Source organism: Salmonella sp. SAL04162 (genome assembly GCF_046551535.1).
Taxonomy (GTDB): Bacteria; Pseudomonadota; Gammaproteobacteria; order Enterobacterales; family Enterobacteriaceae; genus Salmonella; species Salmonella enterica.
In genome coordinates this window covers 317825-337788 of the sequence record NZ_JBGDVX010000006.1, presented here as the reverse complement: position 1 = coordinate 337788, position 19964 = coordinate 317825, and the positions used below count along the sequence as shown (strand labels likewise).

General features: G+C 47.5%; 17 protein-coding genes and 1 tRNA gene. 11 read left to right on the top strand and 7 right to left on the bottom strand.

Annotated features, from left to right (window positions below; genetic code table 11):
• Nucleotides 1-24: 24 nt before the first annotated feature.
• A complete protein-coding gene (locus ACLJRH_RS14855) occupies nt 25-1008 on the bottom strand; it encodes a toll/interleukin-1 receptor domain-containing protein (protein WP_023892165.1) in 984 nt (327 codons plus the stop codon).
• A 206-nt stretch (nt 1009-1214) separates the two neighbouring features.
• On the opposite strand from ACLJRH_RS14855, the gene ACLJRH_RS14850 reads away from it, so the two are divergent.
• From ACLJRH_RS14850 to ACLJRH_RS14830, 5 genes are read left to right on the top strand one after another with little or no spacing between them, the layout of a single operon-like run.
• Complete coding sequence (locus ACLJRH_RS14850; protein WP_023137292.1) at nt 1215-2924, top strand: type I restriction-modification system subunit M; 1710 nt, start codon at nt 1215-1217, stop codon at nt 2922-2924.
• Nucleotides 2914-4350, top strand: coding sequence for a restriction endonuclease subunit S (locus tag ACLJRH_RS14845; RefSeq protein WP_023137291.1), 1437 nt, complete (start codon nt 2914-2916; stop codon nt 4348-4350). Before ACLJRH_RS14850 ends, ACLJRH_RS14845 begins: the two co-directional genes overlap by 11 nt.
• Entirely contained in the window at nt 4350-7481 is a 3132-nt protein-coding gene (locus ACLJRH_RS14840; protein ID WP_023137290.1) for a type I restriction endonuclease subunit R, read from the top strand. The genes ACLJRH_RS14845 and ACLJRH_RS14840 overlap by 1 nt, the downstream gene beginning before the upstream one ends.
• Before the next feature lie 52 nt (nt 7482-7533).
• Nucleotides 7534-8031, top strand: a complete 498-nt coding sequence (locus ACLJRH_RS14835; protein WP_023892164.1) for a hypothetical protein — start codon at nt 7534-7536, stop codon at nt 8029-8031.
• A 16-nt stretch (nt 8032-8047) separates the two neighbouring features.
• Nucleotides 8048-9175: an FRG domain-containing protein gene (locus ACLJRH_RS14830; protein ID WP_023137288.1), complete on the top strand. Its 1128-nt coding sequence runs from the start codon at nt 8048-8050 to the stop codon at nt 9173-9175.
• A gap of 91 nt (nt 9176-9266) precedes the next feature.
• On the opposite strand, the gene ACLJRH_RS14825 is transcribed toward ACLJRH_RS14830, so the two are convergent.
• Nucleotides 9267-9461, bottom strand: a complete 195-nt coding sequence (locus ACLJRH_RS14825; protein WP_371061915.1) for an aminoglycoside phosphotransferase family protein — start codon at nt 9459-9461, stop codon at nt 9267-9269.
• A 162-nt stretch (nt 9462-9623) separates the two neighbouring features.
• Here ACLJRH_RS14825 and ACLJRH_RS14820 point away from each other — a divergent pair, with 162 nt between their 5' ends.
• Nucleotides 9624-10331: a DUF5677 domain-containing protein gene (locus ACLJRH_RS14820; protein ID WP_024147802.1), complete on the top strand. Its 708-nt coding sequence runs from the start codon at nt 9624-9626 to the stop codon at nt 10329-10331.
• Nucleotides 10332-10527: 196 nt separating this feature from the next.
• Here ACLJRH_RS14820 and ACLJRH_RS14815 read toward each other — a convergent pair whose 3' ends face one another.
• The 4 genes from ACLJRH_RS14815 to ACLJRH_RS14800 form a co-directional block, all read right to left on the bottom strand.
• Nucleotides 10528-10737 (bottom strand): hypothetical protein, encoded by a 210-nt coding sequence (locus tag ACLJRH_RS14815; protein ID WP_023137285.1) that lies wholly within the window; start codon nt 10735-10737, stop codon nt 10528-10530.
• 128 nt (nt 10738-10865) lie between these two features.
• Nucleotides 10866-11741 carry a phosphorothioated DNA-binding restriction endonuclease gene (locus ACLJRH_RS14810; RefSeq protein WP_023137284.1) on the bottom strand — a complete coding sequence of 292 codons (876 nt, stop codon included), beginning with the start codon at nt 11739-11741 and terminating at the stop codon, nt 10866-10868.
• Between the two features lie 215 nt (nt 11742-11956).
• A complete protein-coding gene (locus ACLJRH_RS14805) occupies nt 11957-13225 on the bottom strand; it encodes a tyrosine-type recombinase/integrase (RefSeq protein WP_023137283.1) in 1269 nt (422 codons plus the stop codon).
• Between the two features lie 199 nt (nt 13226-13424).
• A tRNA-Leu gene (locus ACLJRH_RS14800) sits at nt 13425-13509 on the bottom strand.
• A 222-nt stretch (nt 13510-13731) separates the two neighbouring features.
• Here ACLJRH_RS14800 and ACLJRH_RS14795 point away from each other — a divergent pair.
• Nucleotides 13732-14751, top strand: a complete 1020-nt coding sequence (locus ACLJRH_RS14795; RefSeq protein ID WP_000152566.1) for an NAD(P)-dependent alcohol dehydrogenase — start codon at nt 13732-13734, stop codon at nt 14749-14751.
• 27 nt (nt 14752-14778) lie between these two features.
• Here ACLJRH_RS14795 and idnK read toward each other — a convergent pair whose 3' ends face one another.
• On the bottom strand, nt 14779-15309 hold the full coding sequence (gene idnK / locus ACLJRH_RS14790) for a gluconokinase (protein WP_000896761.1): 531 nt from the start codon (nt 15307-15309) through the stop codon (nt 14779-14781).
• A 216-nt stretch (nt 15310-15525) separates the two neighbouring features.
• Here idnK and idnD point away from each other — a divergent pair, with 216 nt between their 5' ends.
• From idnD to ACLJRH_RS14770, 4 genes are all read left to right on the top strand, one after another.
• Nucleotides 15526-16557 (top strand): L-idonate 5-dehydrogenase, encoded by a 1032-nt coding sequence (gene idnD, locus ACLJRH_RS14785; RefSeq protein ID WP_000453357.1) that lies wholly within the window; start codon nt 15526-15528, stop codon nt 16555-16557.
• A gap of 24 nt (nt 16558-16581) precedes the next feature.
• Nucleotides 16582-17346, top strand: a complete 765-nt coding sequence (idnO, locus tag ACLJRH_RS14780) for a gluconate 5-dehydrogenase (protein ID WP_000998688.1) — start codon at nt 16582-16584, stop codon at nt 17344-17346.
• A gap of 61 nt (nt 17347-17407) precedes the next feature.
• The gene (gene idnT, locus ACLJRH_RS14775; RefSeq protein WP_001128356.1) at nt 17408-18727 is read left to right on the top strand and encodes a gnt-II system L-idonate transporter; all 1320 of its coding nucleotides are present in this window, start codon (nt 17408-17410) and stop codon (nt 18725-18727) included.
• Nucleotides 18728-18790: 63 nt separating this feature from the next.
• A complete protein-coding gene (locus tag ACLJRH_RS14770; protein ID WP_001244061.1) occupies nt 18791-19789 on the top strand; it encodes a LacI family DNA-binding transcriptional regulator in 999 nt (332 codons plus the stop codon).
• Nucleotides 19790-19964: the final 175 nt, after the last annotated feature.

Sequence of the window (19964 nt, the reverse complement as noted above, 5' to 3'; positions counted from 1 at the left end):
CCAAATGAGTGATGCCCACTTACATTAACGGGCCCGTTGTTTTATTGGCTCAAAAAACATATCCCAGAGATGTTCAGCCATACCTTCGTTAGTGAGCAAAGTATCCCTTGAGTAACCAGCACTAAATACTCCCATCGATGGGCGAAAACCGAGGGTCTGTCCGTTATTGTCAATGGTTAAGATTTCATCGTAAGAATTGCCAATTGTGCCATCCTGGCTATAACCGATATCACCCATCCCCATATTTCGCCCGCTATTACGCCAGATTGCACATTGACCGACTTTGCTCCCACCCATGTAGATCGCGCAGGTAAAGGCGTCTGCATCACGCTTGTGAAAATCGACCTCTAATCCAGAATGGCGTTTTTTGAGTTCAGCCAGCGATCCTTCAAAATAACGGGCGATATATTCAAAACCATCACGGCAAGCACGATCCTTATCAAGGTCGGTAAAACGTTTTGGCAGAGAAAGATTGCTGGAACGTGGTGTAAAAACGGTATCCGTTGCCTGAAGCATTGGGTTTACTGACGCAGGAGAAGAGGCATAAGCACCCTGCTGTAGGCTCTTCGCTTCCAAATTGGCAATAGCGCGGGAAACGGCATCGACAACCTGAACGTAGCCTTCATCATGGCTGGCGAATTTATCAATTGGCTTACCGTCTACCGTTGCCGCCAGAATGCGGCCAAACGGTAACATTTTCCAGGCGCACTCCCTTAAGATCACCGGAATGACCACCGCCTCTCCCCGGTTATGCCGTTCCAGAGCGTTGGTCATTTCTACCTGATAACAGTAGTCCGAAGCGATAAAATCGCTGCTAATCAGCAACAGAATGATATCTGCCCGAGAAAAGTAGTGGTCTATTTGGTTCTCAAACTCTTGCCCTGGAATGATGCAGCGATCGTGCCATGTGGTGATCTTGCCCATGCGCTTCAGAGGCGACAGATGCTTCTCAAGCTCATTGCGTAGTGCTTCGTCTGCATGAGAATAGGAAAAAACGAGAGTGGTCATAATGTGTAGGATACTCCGATAGAAAAGTACCGTTATTTTGCGCCATAAATGCAAAAGAGTAATCCTGCCTATCTCAAGCTATTGATGCGAAAACTTTCCCCTTATCTTGGTATCGCTCTGACGTCAGGGTATGATCTTTCGCATTCACCGATTTTATGCAGCCTGGTAGACATCGTGCCGGGTAGTGCTGATTTTTTGAGGTTTTTATGAATAACGCTGAACAACAGTTCCTGAACGAGCTGGATAACAAATTCTGGAAGGCCGCTGACAAGCTGCGCGCCAATATGGATGCCGCCAACTACAAGCATGTCGTGCTGGGGTTGATCTTCCTGAAGTATGTCTCCGATGCTTTTGAAGCCCGTCAGCAGGAGCTGATCACGCTGTTCCGCGATGTTGGCAACCCGGACAACATCTACGCCATGTCGCGCGATGATTACGACTCCGACGAAGACTACGCGCAGGCGATTGTTGATGAACTGGAAATCGAGGATTACTACACCGAGAAGAACATCTTCTGGGTGCCGAAAGCCGCACGCTGGGATACGCTGAAAACGAAAGCCATGCTGCCGACCGGTACGGTTCTGTGGGTGGATGAAACGACCGGACAGGATGTGAAGCTGCGCTCTGTCTCCTGGCTGGTGGACAACGCGCTGGATGAAATCGAAAAAACTAACCCGAAACTGAAAGGCATCCTGAACCGCATCAGCCAGTACCAACTGGGCAACGAGGTACTGACCGGGCTGATTAACACCTTCTCTGATGCCAACTTCAGCAACCCGGAATATAACGGTGAGAAGCTGAGCTTAAAGAGCAAAGATATTCTCGGCCACGTTTACGAGTACTTCCTCGGCCAGTTCGCGCTGGCGGAAGGTAAGCAGGGCGGCCAGTATTACACGCCAAAAAGTATCGTCACCCTGATTGTTGAAATGCTGCAACCATATAACGGGCGCGTGTATGACCCGGCGATGGGTTCCGGCGGGTTCTTTGTTTCCAGCGACCGTTTTATTGAAGAGCACGCGGGCGAGAAGCAGTACAACGCCGCCGAGCAGAAGCGCAATATCTCCGTTTACGGTCAGGAGTCGAACCCGACCACCTGGAAACTGGCAGCGATGAATATGGCGATCCGGGGTATCGACTTTAACTTCGGCAGTAAAAATGCCGATACCCTGCTGGACGACCAGCACCCGGATCTGCGTGCCGACTTCGTGATGGCGAACCCGCCGTTCAACATGAAGGAGTGGTGGAACGCGAAGCTGGAAAACGACGTGCGCTGGAAATATGGTACACCGCCTCAAGGTAATGCCAACTTCGCGTGGATGCAGCACATGATCCACCACCTCACGCCAAAAGGTTCGATGGCGCTGCTGCTGGCGAACGGCTCAATGAGTTCCAACACCAACAATGAAGGCGAAATCCGCCGCAACCTGATTGAAGCGGATCTGGTGGAATGTATGGTGGCGCTGCCGGGCCAGTTGTTTACCAACACCCAAATCCCGGCCTGTATCTGGCTCCTGACCAAAGATAAATCTGGCGGCAACGGTAAAGCACACCGTAAAGGTGAAGTGCTGTTTATTGATGCGCGTCAGATTGGCTATATGAAAGACCGCGTGCTGCGTGACTTTACCCGTGAGGATATCGCCAGAATCGCCGAGACTTTCCACGCCTGGCAGACGGATAAAGGATATGAAGATGAAGCCGGATTCTGCTTCTCAGCAACGCTGGAAGATATTCAGAAAAACGACTTTGTGCTGACCCCAGGGCGCTATGTTGGTGCTGCCGAGCAGGAAGAAGACGATGAACCCTTTGCCGAGAAGATGGCACGACTGACCGCGCAACTGAAAGATCAGCTGGAAGAGAGCGCTAAGCTGGAAGCGCAGATTAAGGCGAATCTGGGGGGGCTGGGTTATGAATTTTGAGTTAACAACATTAGGTCATTACGTGAAAATTCAAGGGGGTTATGCTTATAAAAGCCATGATTTTCTTGATGAGTCTAATAATAAAGTTTTGAAGATCAAAAATATTCGTGCAGGTTATGTAACTTATGATGATTGCGCATATATTTCAGACGAGTTGGCATCGAAGACAAAAGCATGGTCGGTATCTGAAGGTGATGTCTTAATTTCTATGACAGGATCTGGTCCTAATGCACCTCAATCATTAGTGGGGCGTGTTGCTCGTGTTTGGAATGGAGATGCATACCTTAATCAAAGGGTTGGTCGGGTCGTTCTGAAATCTAACTTCTCAATTCACCTTGATTTTATATATTATTATCTTTCCCAAAATAGCACCCAAGAATATTTTGTCGCAAACTCGACAGGTAGTGCGAATCAGGCAAATATTAGTGGGAAAACTATCGAGGATTTGCCTTTTCCAATTGTAGACTTTGAAGATAGCTATAGAATTTCAAAGGTATTATTAGATTTAGATAAGAAAATCCTAGTTAACTTTAATATCAACCAAACCCTCGAACAAATGGCCCAAGCCCTGTTCAAAAGTTGGTTTATCGATTTTGAACCGGTAAAAGCCAAAATTGCGGTACTGGAAGCGGGTGGTTCGCAGGCAGACGCGACGCTTGCCGCCATGGCCGCCATTTCCGGGAAAGATGCGCATGCGCTGGCGGTTTTTGAGCGTGAACACCCTGAGCGATATGCCGAATTAAAAACCACGGCAGAACTGTTTCCGTCAGCGATGCAGGACAGTGAGCTGGGGGAAATTCCGGTGGGATGGATGGTTAATTCAACCTCTGAACACTACAGTATTTCTATTGGTAAAACTCCACCAAGAAAAGAAGCTCAATGGTTCTCAATAAATAGTGAAGATTTAAAATGGGTTTCAATAAAGGATATGGGTATTGCTTCAACCTATATATCTGAAACAAGTGAAAGGTTAACCCATGAGGCTGTTAAAAAATTCAACATTAAAGTAATGCCTGCAAATACGGTATTCCTAAGCTTCAAACTGACTGTCGGAAGAGTTTGTATTACGACGGAAGAAATGTGCTCAAATGAGGCTATCGCCCATTTTACACCTAAAGAAAATAAATACGAAAGCCATTGGTTGTATCATGCTCTCAAGTCCTTTGATTTTAATAAATTAGGGAGCACGTCATCTATTGCAACGGCTGTAAACTCAAAAACCATTAAAGAAATGAAACTTATTTTCCCGAATGAGATAATTGCAAAAAAATTCACAAAAAAAGTTTCGTCTATAATGAAATTACAACAATTAAACTCAGAGGAAATAAATGGCTTAACCGAACTCCGAGACACCCTTCTCCCCAAACTTCTCTCGGGTGAAATTACCCTGCCGGAAGCAGAACAAATAATCAGCGAGGAAGCCTGATGCTAAGCGAAGACGATTTAGAACAGCAATGCCTGCAATGGTTTGCTGAACAGGACTGGGAAGTGCTACACGGGCCAGATATCGCGCCGGATGGAGATAACCCGCTGCGTGCCTCATTTCATGATGTGTTTCTGCGCCCGATCATGCTGGAACAGCTACAAACCATCAACCCCCATCTCCCTGTTTCCGTGCTGGAAGAGGTGATACAGCGTATCGCCCGCGCGCACAGCCCGGATCTGGTCGTCAGCAATAAAGCCTTTCATCACCTGCTGCTCAATGGCGTGCCCGTTGAATATAAGCATGAAGACAAGGTGATTCACGATAACGCGCTGTTAATGGATTTCAACCATCCAGACAACAACCGCTTTATGGTGGTGAACCAGGTCGCCATTCAGGGAATAAAGCAGGTACGTCGCCCGGATGTCATTGGCTATATCAACGGCCTGCCGGTGGCGGTGATCGAACTCAAAAGCCCGATTGATGCTAATGCTGATATCTGGGCTGCGTTTAACCAGCTACAGACCTATAAAAACGAATTGAGCGACCTGTTTATTTGCAACGAAGCGCTGGTGGTAAGCGATGGGCAAAATGCGCGCATCGGCTCTCTCACGGCGGATGAAGAGCGCTTCCTGCCGTGGAAAACAGTGGCGAACGAAAATGACAAACCGCAGTTTGACTGGCAGCTTAAAACCGTGGTGCAGGGCTTTTTTAACCGTGAATTATTGCTCGATTACATCCGCTATTTTGTCCTGTTTGAAAACGACGGCAAACGGCTGATTAAGAAGATTGCCGCCTATCACCAGTTCCATGCAGTGCGTGAAGCGGTGACGGCGACGATTGTGGCCTCGACCGGTAAACACCTGCCGCTGCACAGCAATATTCAGCCCGGCAGTAAAAAGGCGGGGGTGGTCTGGCATACCCAGGGTTCCGGCAAAAGTATCTCCATGTGTTGCTACGCCGGGAAACTGCTGCAACAGGCGGAGATGAACAACCCGACCATTGTGGTAGTGACAGATCGTAACGATCTCGACGGGCAGTTATACGCCACCTTCTGCCAGGCGCAGGATTTGCTGAAGCAAACGCCGTTACAGGCCAATGACCGCGACGAGCTGCGCGAACTGCTTAATGCCCGTGAATCCGGCGGCATCATCTTTACCACAGTGCAAAAATTTGCGCCGCTGGACAGTGAGCAGAGCCATCCGGCACTCAATCAGCGCAGCAACATCGTGGTGATTTCGGATGAAGCGCACCGTAGCCAGTATGGCCTGAGCGCCACGCTGGACAGACAAACTGGCGTCTACAAATACGGCTACGCCAAACACATGCGCGATGCGCTGCCGAATGCATCGTTTATGGGCTTTACCGGTACGCCGATTGCCTCGGAAGATAAAGATACCCGCGCGGTGTTCGGCGATTATGTCTCTATCTACGACATTCAGGATGCGGTCGATGATGGTGCAACGGTGCCTATCTACTATGAATCCCGGCTAGCAAAACTCGACCTGAACCATGAGGAGCTGGAAACGCTATCCGACCAGGTCGATGAGCTGGTGGAAGACGAAGAGGCGGGGCAGCAGGAGAAAACCAAAGGTGACTGGAGCCGTCTGGAAAAGCTGGTCGGTTCAGAGCCACGTATTCAACAGGTCGCCGCCGACCTGGTTCAGCATTTTGAAACACGCAACGCTACCATGAACGGCAAGGCGATGATTGTCGCCATGAGCCGCGAGATCTGCGTGAAACTGTACGATGCTATCGTGGCGATACGCCCTGAATGGCACAGTGAAGACGTCGAACAAGGGGCGATCAAAGTCATCATGACCGGATCGGCGTCAGATAAAGACCATCTTCAATCGCATATCTACAACAAACAGACCAAAAAACGCCTGGAAGCCCGCTTTAAAGATCTGAACGATCCGCTGAAACTGGTGATTGTGCGGGATATGTGGCTGACCGGGTTTGATGCCCCATGCTGCCACACCATGTATATCGACAAACCGATGCGCGGCCATAACCTGATGCAGGCGATTGCCCGCGTTAACCGCGTGTTCCGGGATAAACCTGGCGGGCTGGTGGTGGATTATATCGGCATTGCCAACGAGCTGAAGCAGGCGCTGAAAACCTATACTGATTCAAAAGGCAAAGGACAGACGACGGTCGATGCCCGGGAAGCCTTTGCTATTCTGCTGGAAAAAATGGATGTCATTCATGGGATGTTTGCCCGTTCGGCGGGTAAGCCGGGGTTTGATTACACGGGCTTCTCCCACGATCCGCTGGCCTTCTTGCGTGATGCTGTGAACTACATTCTGGGACTGGATGACGGTAAAAAACGTTACCTCGATGTCTCGCTGGCGATGAGCAAAGCCTGGTCATTGTGTAACACCCTTGATGAGGCCGAACCTTTACAGGAAGAGTTCGCGTTTCTTTCGGCGATCCGGGTTGGGCTTATCAAACTCGATCCGAAAGCTAAATTTAGCCAGTCAGAAAAAAATTCGCTGCTGAGTAAAATTCTTGATAATGCCGTTGTTGCAACAGGGGTTGAGGATGTTTTTGCTTTGGCCGGATTGGATAAACCGAACATAGGTTTGCTGTCGGATGAGTTCCTGGAGGAAGTGCGGGAAATGCCGCAGCGTAATCTGGCTGTAGAATTGCTGGAAAAACTGCTCAATGACGGGATTCATGCACGTTCCGGTAATAACGTAGTGCAGCAGAAGAAATACTCTGACCGCCTGAAAGCCGTACTGCTCAAATACAATAACCGGGCGATTGAAACCGCGCAGGTAATTGAAGAGCTGATCGAGATGGCGAAAGCGTTTCAGGACGCAATGGCGCGCGATGATGCGCTGGGGTTGAACCCGGATGAAATCGCCTTCTACGATGCGTTAGCCGAAAACGAAAGCGCAGTACGTGAACTGGGCGACGACACGCTCAGAAAGCTAGCTATTGAGGTCACACGGCAACTGCGTAAATCCACCACCGTAGACTGGCAAGTACGGGACAGCGTGCGGGCAAGGTTACGGGTTCTGGTACGCCAGACGCTGCGTAAGTACAAATATCCGCCGGATAAAACAGCGGGTGCGGTAGAGTTAATATTAAAACAAGCGGAAGTTATTTCGAATCATTGGACGATGTAAATCTCAGGTTGACAGCTTCTTGCTGTCAACCTCTTTATTTTTTGTGATAGATATGAATACAGCACAGTTACCTAAAAAAGCAAATATTTATAAAGCAATGTTTTATTTTTTCTTCAACAAAGAAAGATTCATTACACTTGGTGCTATTAATGGCATGGCATTTGACCTTGAAAAAGATGAATATAGAAAGAAACTTGAAGCAGGACGTTATAGCCTGAATCCAGATGATCATAAACATCATCTTGAAGAATGTTGCGATGACCTAAGAGAATCCCTTCTCGTTTCAGTATCAATAATGTTGGGTGTACTTTTCATGGTTATTTTGATTGGGTTTTATTCAGGAAAGTTTCGGGGTACCGCTCCATTTGTCTGGAAAGATACTATCAGTGCCACCGGAATATTTACTCTATCATGGGCAACCTTATTCCAGTTAGGTTGGAGGAATGCATCATGGAAAGGTTATCGTCTTGATGAATTAGTCGGATTAGCAATATTTAGGCATGTTTTTATTTTCGGCTCATTCCTTAGTTTATTGTATTTTGCAATATAATATAGGGTGTTAAAAAATGTCAAATGAGATTAAGTTATCATCTTTATCGGAATACATGGTATGGGTGAAAGACACCAGCAAAGAAAAACAAGGGAATTTGAATCTATACCGAGGACATGCTGATAAAAAATGGCAACTCCAGCCAAGTGTATACAGAACAGATAGCGAAGGGAAAAGTTATCGGGCTCATGAATATGATTTATATCAGCAGATGCTACGTCGTAGTCCCGATGCTTTCGAAAAGGATAAATCAGTTTTTGAACGGTTAATTCGAATGCAGCATCACGGATTACCTACTCGGCTATTAGATCTTACGGAAAGTCCGCTAGTGGCATTATTTTTTGCTTGTGAAAGTGAATGGAATGATGATGGCGAGATTTTTTCATTCAGTCCGCGAAAGGATTCTATATTATATCCACACGGAATTCCTGATGCCTCATTTGCTGGGGTGGAGAATAAAATACAATTTAATGATCTCAGCAGTAAAAGTGTGAATTATCTAATTGATTTTTTTACAGCAGAGAGAAAGCGTACCTGTGGATATATATTGATTGATTCTGAATATATACGACTATTAGATTTCTGTACATCTGCATTATCAACAATTGGCTCAACAGTAGAAATCAATGATTTTTTATCTATTGCTTATGTTTTTCAAAGCATCCATGACAAAATTGTCGATTTTTCGCAACGATGGCAAAATGATGAACTTCATGTTGAAATTGGACTAGATCACCAAGCATGCCTTAAGGCAAAACTTTTTGCTCTTGAATTTAATAGACGTTTTAATGAGATGCAAAAAGTTATCATTGAAGTATTGTCCAATTTGGTTGGTTTAAAGAATGGCTTAACTAATAATTTAGATTATTTTATGCGGCAGTTCGCCTTTTTTAATATTGTCCATTCCCAAATGAACAATGAAAGAATTAAACGTCAACAGGGCTTGTTTCTTATCTGGCCTCCAATGGAGAATAAAAGTTGGGGAATAGAGAAATTTTGTACTCCCACACGTGTAACAATAAATGCTCAAGCCAAAAAAGAAATATTAGATAACCTAGCTTCGTTAGGTATAACAAGGAGCTATCTATACCCTGAGCTAACTGAGCAGGCAATGGATATCAAAAAATTATATCCGATAGTTTAAATATGCTATCAATGAAATGATATTAACAATCAGCTTACTCTAATATTGAATAAGCTGATTGCCTTTTTATTGACTTCTGGATACCCGAATATCAAGAAGGACCTGTGGCTCTTGAGAGAAGAATTGCTTCATCTTCATGTGCAATCACCTGTGCAGCACCATTCCCTTCCCACCATGCCATTAGTGCATTACCGGCTTGTTCATCCAGGTCATCCGTAACTTTTAACATGGCTTTAATACCATGTGCTGCTGTTTTGACCGGGTACAACTGTGATGTATGAGTTATACCTCAAACTTTGCATCTTACGGCACAATTTCACGAAAGGCTGGACCTCAAAGTCATTAAATATAACTTGTAATTATTTTAGAGCTGATGCAGTCTATGGATTCTCTGTGATGTAATGGTTTCATTAAATCGGTAATGAGTTTATTTTTCGAAGGGGGAAATATGTCTGAAAAAACTCTTAGGGAGTTTGTGAAACATGACTCAATCAAAAATATCCAAAGAAATCTATTTAAAATAGACTCGAATTATAAAAGACTTATTCATTTTTGCTCAGGTTCTAAAAATATTGAAAGAACTAATAAAAATGTAGCGCTAACTAATATTGCAAAAGGAACACATCGTTCTTTAAGCTTACTGGCCAATAATCTGTCAGATGACTATGACATAACATTAGTAGCATTATGCACGAGAAATCTTTTTGAGCTTAATATCAGACTAAGATCGATAGTTAAAGATGAAAACTCGCTTAACACATGGATGAGTGAGATGGTTATGGATGAAAATCAAATTCTAGATGCTATTTCAACGATTGCTAATGATAACCACGCCGCTGAACTGGAGTTGTTCGAAAATAAAAAAAGACTAAATAACTCCATTTTAGATAAACATAACTTAAAAAGTGTCAAAAGTCCTGAAACAGTCAAAAGCATTGCTGAAAAAGTTGGTGAATTGGAAGAGTACGCGGCGTTATTTAAACTATTTTCAAAATTGTTGCATCCTACTTCATATCTTATCAATTCACATAGCACAGCAGGTTGTATCGACAACTTTAACATACTGATTGTATCTGCACAAAAATATGCATTTGATCTGTTTGAGAGGTTAAGAAATGAATTAAACGTGCCCGAAGATGTATTAAAACAGTGGTGATGTTATATTTGTATTAGCTCAGACCTGATCTACTCACCTGTTAAATAACAAGACTGATATTAATAACGTTTGCTCCTGGCACGAAGCAGTTCAAACGAAGAAGAACAACTTCATGTCAAGGGCAGGTATCACACCTAGTTAAGAAACAATCTTAACCCTGTGCCATCGGTAGTAATGAGTGGCAGGTGCCACATTATTATTCCACTAGGCCATGATAAGAACCGACAGAAATCACGGCATCAACAAATTTCTTCGCCATTTCTCGATCCATTATCACGGTTTTTCCATCAACAGTTAAATAGATGCTGTCTTCGGCATAGAATGAAGAACGACCGAGTTCTAGAACCATAGAGGTTTTACCTCCTTGATCCTTGATTGTTTCTTCGAAAAACATAATAGTAGCCATAGAAATTTCCTTTTGCAATTTTCGAGATTAATATTTGAGGAGCAATTTAACTTCCTATCTTACGCTCAGTGGATTTTAACACAATAAATGGTAGCAACTTCCGCTCCTGGCACTAAGCCGACCCCGGATCAACACTCTCCTCTAAACACCTCTTTCCTATGCCATTCCACAAACTGCTCGCCCGGATAATTTTCTTTAACCGGTGGCAACGCAATCGCCTTTCCCGCAAAATCCCAGAACAGCCGCTGCACCACCCCACCGCCATTAACCGCACCTGAAACCACCACACGCATATTTTCATCTAGACCAATCGAGCCGCGATCGAACGCTTTATGATGAATCGCACACAATGCCAGGCCATTAGGTACTTCACAAGGGCCATGGTTCTGCTTCCATCTGATATGGGCAGCTTCCAGAGCAATTGGCGCATTGTCGTGGCGCATGTTGAAGCCGCAGATCGCGCACTGATAATTGTAAGCACGTAGCACCATCTGGCGGAACTTCGGATCGCGTTGACGGAGAGAGGTGCGAATATCAAAACCCATCTCGTCAGCGATGTCTTCCTGAATACTGACCGGGAAATGCGCCTCCAGGAGCTGCTGCGCCAGCGTATCAATTAACCTGTGATTTTTTGCCACCAACGCAAAATTATCGGCATCAAATCCACCCGCGACATTATATTCGATGAGTTCACGTCGGGGCGGCTGGCGGCTACCCTTGGTTGAGCACAGTTCCGCGTTTTGTAGTTCCCAGAAGCCATCGCCCTTCAGACGCCAGAACGGCATGTCCGGGCGCTGGTCACGGCGCTGCGGTCCATAACGTTCCAGAAGATCCAGCAAGGGCTCGTAGATTTCAGAACCATAGTTAAACAGGCGATCATGACCCTGCCGATAGTGTGAGAGGACGTGCAACAGCAATAATGGCTTATGTGGCGCACGCTGTTCGCCTTTGCGCCAGATAGTGATATTTGATATCGCTTGCTTTAGGGTTTTGTCAGAGGCCATTACATTGAAGAATCCATGAGCACATATTTGCGATGATGCTCGCAACTATATGTACATTCAAGGCTTTATTGCAGATATCTTTTTTATTTGTCAGCTCTGTACCTGGCAGATGAAAACCCGATAACAACGGTAAAAAATACAGCGACCAACCAGCCCTAATCGGGCTGGTTGGTCATTTTAATTTAAACATCAATCAAGAAATAAAAGCACTCGTCTCACTCACCATGCCCCTGGTTGATCTTCGCATAGTCAAATGGCGTGATCCCTTTCTCCCGATTCGCATCCAGGAAATCAGCCCACCATTGCAGCATCAGTTTACGTTCGTCGATAAACTCCGCCTTATGGATATACGCTGCCCGCACTGAGTTACGTTCCATATGGCTCATCTGTCGTTCTACCGCATCCTTTGACCATAACCCTGACTCAATCAATGAGCTACAGGCCATCGTGCGGAAACCGTGGCCGCAAACTTCAACCTTAGTGTCGAACCCCATCACCCGTAGCGCACTGTTCACCGTGTTTTCACTCATCGGCTTACGCGGATCGTGATCGCCAATAAAAATCAGTTCATGCTTGCCACAGAACTGCTTTATCTGTTTCAGGATCGCCAGTGCTTGCTTAGAAAGCGGCACCAAATGCGGTGTATGCATCTTTGATCCTCGGTGAGAATGCTTAACGTCAGGGATAGGTTCTCTCTCTGGTGGAATCGTCCACATTGACGTTTCAAAATCAATCTCCGACCAACGAGCAAAACGTAGTTCACTGGATCGAATAAAAATCAGTAGGGTAAGTTCGGTTGCCCAGCGGGTTAATGGTCTTCCGGTATAGCCATCTATTTTCTGAAGCAGTTCTGGAATACGCTTTAAGGCCAGCGCAGGACGATGCTTTCGATTACCAGAAGCAACCGCTCCTGCCATCTCCTGAGCCGGATTGTAATCAATTAGCCCGCTTTGCACTGCATAACGCATGATGGCCGTAGTACGTTGTTGGAGACGGGAAGCCACTTCAAGACGTCCAGACGTCTCTACGGCCTTAATGGGAAGTAACAAATCGCGGGTGCTCAATTCAGCAATATTGCGCGTCCCAATCGCCGGAAAAACATTATCCTCCAGACTCTTTTTCACTCGCTCAGCGTGATCTTCCGACCATTTCTGGTTGGTCGCGAGCCAATCTCGGGCGACCTTCTCGAAAGTAATAATCTCTTTCGCCTGTTCTTCTTTCACAGCACGTTTATGTGCTCGAGGATCGATACCAGCAGCAACCAGCTTCCTGGCCTCCTCCCTTTTCTTCCTGGCATCCGCCAGTGAAACTTCGGGATAAACGCCAAACGCCATCACATGCTGCTTGCCACCAAAGCGAAAACGAAATCGCCAATATTTGGAGCCATTAGCATGTACCAGTAAAAACAGGCCGTCACCATCAGATAGCGGGTTTGCATTATCTTCAGGTTTTGCCGAACGGACTTTAGTATCAGTCAGAGCCATGATGGTTCTCCTTCCATGTACCGCCGTGAGTATACAAACATTATCGAATCAGCATATATACTCAGTTATATACTCACAAGCGACTTGATGTGGGTTGACCCGAGTTGACTTCAATTAAGGGGAAAATCGTGGAAAGCCTTGTATAGCGCGGATTTCAGGCATAAAAAAAGACCTCAGTTGAGGTCCATTTACATGCTTTTGGTGCCGAAGGCCGGACTCGAACCGGCACGTATTTCTACGGTTGATTTTGAATCAACTGCGTCTACCGATTTCGCCACTTCGGCACTGAAGAGGTATGCGGAAAACGTTGTGGATTATACCTGTCATACGCCACCATGCAAGCACGAGCATACACCTGTTTCGCTAAGTGCTGAAAATTTCAGCAGCGTTGAGTATTAAATAGAATAATCAGGCTACTTCCCGCCTTCTCCAGCAGATTAACGCCGGGCGTCCCTTGCCTCCATGCTCTACACTTTTCAGTTCAACACCACATTAAGGGAAACACAATGACGATAATAAAAAGCTATGCCGCCAAAGAGGCGGGCGGCGAACTCGAACTCTATGAATATGACGCGGGAGAACTCCAACCGGAAGATGTCGAGGTACGGGTCGACTACTGCGGGATCTGCCATTCCGATCTGTCGATGATCGACAATGAATGGGGGTTCTCTCAATACCCTCTGGTTGCCGGACATGAGGTCATCGGTCGGGTGGCCGCACTCGGCAGCGCGGCACAGGATAAGGGACTAAAAGTCGGCCAGCGCGTTGGAATCGGCTGGACGGCGCGCAGCTGCGGACACTGCGATGCCTGTATCAGCGGCAATCAAATTAACTGCCAGGAAGGCGCAGTGCCCACTATCCTCAATCGTGGCGGTTTTGCCGAGAAGCTTCGCGCAGGCTGGCAGTGGGTAATTCCTCTTCCGGAGAATATGGATATGGCGTCCGCAGGTCCGCTGTTATGTGGCGGCATTACGGTCTTTAAACCGCTATTGATGCACCATATTACTGCCACCAGCCGCGTTGGCGTCATCGGTATTGGCGGGCTGGGGCATATCGCCATAAAGCTGTTACATGCAATGGGCTGCGAAGTCACCGCGTTCAGCTCCAATCCATCGAAAGAGCAGGAAGTGCTGGCGATGGGGGCCAATAACGTGGTGAACAGCCGCGATCCGGAAGCGTTAAAAGCACTAGCGGGCCAGTTCGATCTCATTATTAACACGGTCAACGTCGATCTCGACTGGCAACCCTACTTCGAAGCGCTGACGTATGGCGGCAACTTCCATACCGTTGGGGCCGTATTGAAGCCGCTGCCCGTACCGGCGTTTACATTAATTGCCGGCGATCGCAGTATCTCAGGCTCGGCAACCGGAACGCCATATGAACTTCGCAAACTGATGAAATTCGCCGGACGCAGCAAAGTCGCACCCACCACGGAACTGTTCGCAATGTCACAAATCAACGAGGCTATTCAGCACGTTCGCGACGGCAAAGCCCGCTATCGTGTAGTGCTAAAAGCTGACTTCTGACCGCCTGACTCAGCGCTTTGACAATGATCAGGAAGCGCTGAGTGCCTGACGAAAAGCGTGTACAGCCTGTCGGCACTGCTCCGTTACGTGCTCGATGTCATGATTAACATCGATACGCGCAATATCATGTTCATCGGCACAGGGTCGCTCCAGTGCGTCAAACTGACTTTGCAGCAGGTTTGGCGGCATAAAATGCCCAGCACGACGCTGCATTCGCTGCAGAATGGTGGCGTAATCGCCATCCAGCCACAGGAAATGTACGTTAGGGCTGCTCTTACGTAAAATATCGCGGTACTGTTTTTTTAATGACGAGCAGACAATAAATCCCGTCTCATTTTTTTTATAAAGACTGTATGAAGCGTCATTTAATCGTTCCAGCCAGGGTAAGCGGTCTTCATCAGTTAACGGTATTCCCTGAGACATTTTATCAATGTTTTTCGCCGGATGGAGATCATCGCCGTCAATAAACTTCGCAGAAAATAATGTTGCAATTTTGCTGCCTATTAAAGACTTACCACTACCTGAAACACCCATTAAAATATAGCTTTCCCCGGCCATTTAAATACCTCTGAGTCATATTCCACTCCACAATATTACGCCTCTACGTTCGACAATTTCACGTTTTTTAATTTCCATAGAGAAGAACTCTAAGGCACATCACGTTATGCGTAACATTGTAGTGTAACAATTTTCCAGCGTGACATAAGTCACAAATAGTGACAAATAAAACCGCTTAAATGCGTTCAGGGTAACTACCTGACCAGTGAGGAATTTATGGAAGTAAAAACTCAATCCTGCGTTGTTGCGGGTAAGCGTGCTGTTGCCGTTACGGAACAAAATATTGAATGGAATAATAAAGGAACACTCGTACAAATTACCCGTGGCGGCATTTGTGGGTCTGACTTACATTATTATCAGGAAGGCAAAGTCGGCAATTTTACAGTAAAAGCGCCAATGATTTTAGGTCATGAAGTGATTGGCAAAATCGTTCATAGCGACTCAGATTTATTACGTGAAGGACAACCGGTAGCGATTAATCCATCGAAGCCTTGCGGTCATTGCAAATACTGTCTGCAGCATGAAGAAAACCACTGTACTGAAATGCGTTTCTTTGGCAGCGCCATGTATTTTCCGCATGTCGATGGCGGTTTTACCCGATTTAAAGCTGTCGATACCGTTCAGTGTATTCCCTGGCCGGAACAGGCAGACGAAAAAGCCATGGCCTTTGCCGAACCGCTGGCGGTTGCCATTCATGCGGCTCATGAGGCGGGCGATCTGCAAGGCAAACGCGTCTTTATCTCCGGCGTTGGCCCTATCGGCTGCCTGATTGTTAGCGCGGTAAAAACGCTGGGCGCGGCGGAAGTGGTATGTGCCGATATCAGTACCCGTTCTCTCTCGCTGGCCCGGCAGATGGGCGCGGATACGCTGGTGAACCCACAGCATGATTCTCTCGATGACTGGAAAGCAGAAAAAGGGTATTTCGATATCAGTTTTGAAGTCTCTGGGCATCCTTCCTCTATCTCAACGTGTCTGGAAGTCACACGGGCCAAAGGCGTGATGGTGCAGGTTGGCATGGGCGGCGCAGTCCCCAACTTCCCGATGATGATGCTAATAAGCAAAGAGATCTCCCTGAAAGGCTCTTTCCGCTTTACTACCGAATTTAATACTGCGGTTTCCTGGCTTGCCAACCGCGTTATCAATCCGCTGCCGTTACTGAGCGCGGAATATCCATTTACCGACCTGGAAGCGGCGCTGATCTTTGCCGGAGACAAAACACAGGCGGCAAAAGTTCAGCTCGTTTTCTGAGAAAGTAAAATAAGGGACACTATCATGAACGATCTTTTTTCACTGGCAGGTAAAAATATCCTTATCACCGGAGCCGCTCAGGGAATTGGTTATTTGCTGGCGACCGGTCTTGGTCGCTATGGCGCGCGCATTATTGTTAACGATATTACCCCGGAGCGCGCCGAAACAGCCGTGACGAAACTTCAGCAGGAAGGGATAAAGGCTATTGCCGCTCCCTTTAATGTCACCCATAAACAGGATATTGAAGCTGCGGTTGAACATATCGAAAAAGATATCGGCGTCATTGACGTCCTGATAAATAACGCCGGTATCCAGCGCCGTCATCCGTTTACTGAGTTTCCCGAGCAGGAGTGGAATGACGTCATCGCCGTAAATCAGACCGCGGTTTTTCTCGTCTCTCAGGCCGTTACGCGCCGTATGGTGGCGCGTCAGGCAGGAAAAGTGATCAACATCTGTTCGATGCAAAGCGAGCTGGGCCGCGACACGATTACGCCATACGCCGCGTCGAAGGGTGCCGTGAAGATGCTGACTCGCGGCATGTGCGTGGAGCTGGCGCGTCATAATATCCAGGTCAACGGTATTGCGCCGGGATACTTCAAAACGGAGATGACCAAAGCGCTGGTTGAAGATGAAGCCTTCACCTCCTGGCTATGCAAACGTACGCCTGCCGCACGCTGGGGCGATCCCCAGGAGCTTATTGGCGCAGCGGTGTTTCTCTCGTCAAAAGCCTCCGACTTTGTTAACGGACATCTGCTGTTTGTCGATGGCGGTATGCTGGTTGCCGTCTGACCAGGGAAATACGATGCAGCGCGTAAGCGCTGCTATTTTGGCGCTAATAAGAGAGACGAATATGCCATTAATAATTATTGCGGCAGGCGTTGCGCTGCTGTTGGTCTTAATGATTGGCTTTAAAGTTAACGGCTTTATCGCCCTTGTTCTGGTTGCCGCCGTGGTGGGTTTTGCCGAAGGGATGGGCGCGCAAGACGTCCTGCACTCCATACAAAACGGAATTGGCGGTACTCTGGGCGGACTCGCCATGATCCTCGGTTTTGGCGCGATGCTGGGAAGATTAATTTCCGATACCGGCGCCGCGCAGCGCATTGCGACGACGCTCATTAATACGTTCGGTAAAAAACGCGTGCAATGGGCGCTGGTGATCACCGGGCTTATCGTCGGCCTGGCAATGTTTTTTGAAGTCGGATTCGTACTGCTGTTGCCGCTCGTTTTTACGATTGTGGCCTCATCGGGACTGCCCTTGCTGTATGTCGGGGTTCCAATGGTCGCCGCCTTATCCGTTACGCACTGCTTCCTGCCGCCGCATCCCGGCCCTACCGCTATTGCGACAATTTTTGAGGCAAATCTCGGTACGACCCTGCTGTATGGGTTAATCATTACCATACCGACCGTGATTGTTGCCGGCCCTCTGTTTTCAAAATTGCTGGCGCGCTTTGAGAAAGCGCCGCCTGAAGGATTATTTAATCCTCACCTATTCAGTGAAGAGGAGATGCCGTCATTCTGGAACAGTATTTTTGCCGCCGTGATCCCGGTCATTCTGATGGCCATCGCAGCGGTATGTGAAATCACGCTGCCAAAAACGAATGCCGTGCGGGTTTTCTTCGAATTTATCGGTAATCCAGCAGTGGCGTTGTTTATTGCCATTATCATCGCCATTTTTACCCTGGGGCGACGCAATGGACGTACGGTTGAGCAGGTGATGGATATCGTCGGCGAGTCCATTGGCGCTATTGCGATGATTGTTTTTATCATCGCGGGCGGCGGCGCGTTTAAGCAAGTGCTGGTGGATAGCGGCGTGGGCCAATATATCTCGCAATTAATGACCGGCACCTCGCTATCTCCGTTATTAATGTGCTGGACGGTAGCCGCCGTGCTGCGTATTGCGTTAGGTTCCGCGACCGTGGCCGCGATAACCACAGCGGGCGTCGTATTGCCGATTATTAACGTAACCCACGCCGATCCGGCGTTAATGGTACTGGCGACAGGCGCGGGAAGCGTTATTGCATCACATGTTAACGATCCCGGTTTTTGGCTGTTTAAAGGGTATTTTAATCTTAGCGTCGGGGAAACCCTACGCACCTGGACCGTTATGGAAACATTGATTTCTGTCATGGGGTTGCTGGGCGTACTGGCGCTGAATGCGGTTCTGCATTAATTCATCATCCGCAGCCCAATTAACCATGGGGGCGACGTTCCCGCCCCCGGTACTGGAGAAAACATGAGGAATCACAGAATTTCTTTGCAGGATATCGCTACGCTTGCTGGCGTGACAAAAATGACGGTGAGCCGTTACATCCGCTCGCCGAAAAAAGTCGCCAGGGAAACCGGCGAGCGTATTGCGCAGATCATGGAAGAAATTAACTACATACCAAATCGCGCGCCAGCTATGCTGTTAAACGCGCAAAGTTACACTCTGGGCGTGCTGATCCCCTCTTTTCAGAACCAGTTGTTTGCCGACATTCTTGCCGGGATTGAATCCGTAACGTCGGGTCATAACTACCAAACTCTCATTGCGAATTACAATTACAATCGCGATTCGGAAGAAGAGTCCGTTATCAATTTACTGTCTTACAATATCGACGGCATTATTCTTTCAGAAAAATATCATACCCTCAGAACCGTCAAATTCCTGCGCTCAGCTACCCTTCCGATTGTAGAACTCATGGATATCCAGGGCGATCGCTTAGATATGGAGGTGGGGTTTGATAACCGTCAGGCCGCCTTTGATATGGTCAGCACCATGCTGGATAAACGCCAGCGGCGTAAAATCCTCTATCTGGGTTCAAAAGACGATATCCGTGATGAGCAGCGTTATCATGGCTACTGCGATGCGATGACGCGCCGGGGGCTGGCGCCGTTGCGCATCAATCCCCGCGCTATCTCCTCTATCCATCTGGGGATACAGCTAATGCGTGATGCGCTTGCTGCGCACCCGGACGTGGATGGCGTCTTTTGTACTAACGACGATATCGCAATGGGCGCTCTACTGTGGTGCCGCGAGCGTCAACTGGCCGTACCGGAGCAGATCTCCATCGCCGGCTTCCACGGTCTGGAGATGGGCAGGCAAATGATACCGAGCCTCGCTAGCGTAATTACCCCTCGTTTTGAGATCGGGCGCAGAGCCGCGCAGATGTTGCTCAACAAAATTAAAAATAACGATCTCAACCATAATACGATTGATTTGGGTTATCAGATTTATCACGGCAGCACGTTATAAATTTTTTGATCTACTTTTTCCCGCAGCTTGCCTGAGCTTAACGCGTAGCCAAAAGCGCCACGCGTCAGGTTACGCACTACATCATTCGAGGAATACCAGGCGGTCTGCCGGATGGCGGCGGAAAGGACTTATCAGGCCTACGGGTCATAGTAGGCCTGATAAGCGCAGCGCCATC

Bases quoted from the DNA above. Each gene is read 5' to 3' on its own strand.
- ACLJRH_RS14845 (WP_023137291.1), top strand. From the start codon at position 2,914: ATGAATTTTGAGTTAACAACATTAGGTCATTACGTGAAAATTCAAGGG.
- ACLJRH_RS14815 (WP_023137285.1), bottom strand. From the start codon at position 10,737: ATGGCTACTATTATGTTTTTCGAAGAAACAATCAAGGATCAAGGAGGT.
- ACLJRH_RS14820 (WP_024147802.1), top strand. From the start codon at position 9,624: ATGTCTGAAAAAACTCTTAGGGAGTTTGTGAAACATGACTCAATCAAA.
- idnD (WP_000453357.1), top strand. From the start codon at position 15,526: ATGGAAGTAAAAACTCAATCCTGCGTTGTTGCGGGTAAGCGTGCTGTT.
- ACLJRH_RS14810 (WP_023137284.1), bottom strand. From the start codon at position 11,741: ATGGCCTCTGACAAAACCCTAAAGCAAGCGATATCAAATATCACTATC.
- ACLJRH_RS14795 (WP_000152566.1), top strand. From the start codon at position 13,732: ATGACGATAATAAAAAGCTATGCCGCCAAAGAGGCGGGCGGCGAACTC.
- ACLJRH_RS14840 (WP_023137290.1), top strand. From the start codon at position 4,350: ATGCTAAGCGAAGACGATTTAGAACAGCAATGCCTGCAATGGTTTGCT.
- idnO (WP_000998688.1), top strand. From the start codon at position 16,582: ATGAACGATCTTTTTTCACTGGCAGGTAAAAATATCCTTATCACCGGA.
- ACLJRH_RS14835 (WP_023892164.1), top strand. From the start codon at position 7,534: ATGAATACAGCACAGTTACCTAAAAAAGCAAATATTTATAAAGCAATG.
- ACLJRH_RS14830 (WP_023137288.1), top strand. From the start codon at position 8,048: ATGTCAAATGAGATTAAGTTATCATCTTTATCGGAATACATGGTATGG.
- ACLJRH_RS14770 (WP_001244061.1), top strand. From the start codon at position 18,791: ATGAGGAATCACAGAATTTCTTTGCAGGATATCGCTACGCTTGCTGGC.
- ACLJRH_RS14855 (WP_023892165.1), bottom strand. From the start codon at position 1,008: ATGACCACTCTCGTTTTTTCCTATTCTCATGCAGACGAAGCACTACGC.
- idnT (WP_001128356.1), top strand. From the start codon at position 17,408: ATGCCATTAATAATTATTGCGGCAGGCGTTGCGCTGCTGTTGGTCTTA.
- ACLJRH_RS14805 (WP_023137283.1), bottom strand. From the start codon at position 13,225: ATGGCTCTGACTGATACTAAAGTCCGTTCGGCAAAACCTGAAGATAAT.
- ACLJRH_RS14850 (WP_023137292.1), top strand. From the start codon at position 1,215: ATGAATAACGCTGAACAACAGTTCCTGAACGAGCTGGATAACAAATTC.
- idnK (WP_000896761.1), bottom strand. From the start codon at position 15,309: ATGGCCGGGGAAAGCTATATTTTAATGGGTGTTTCAGGTAGTGGTAAG.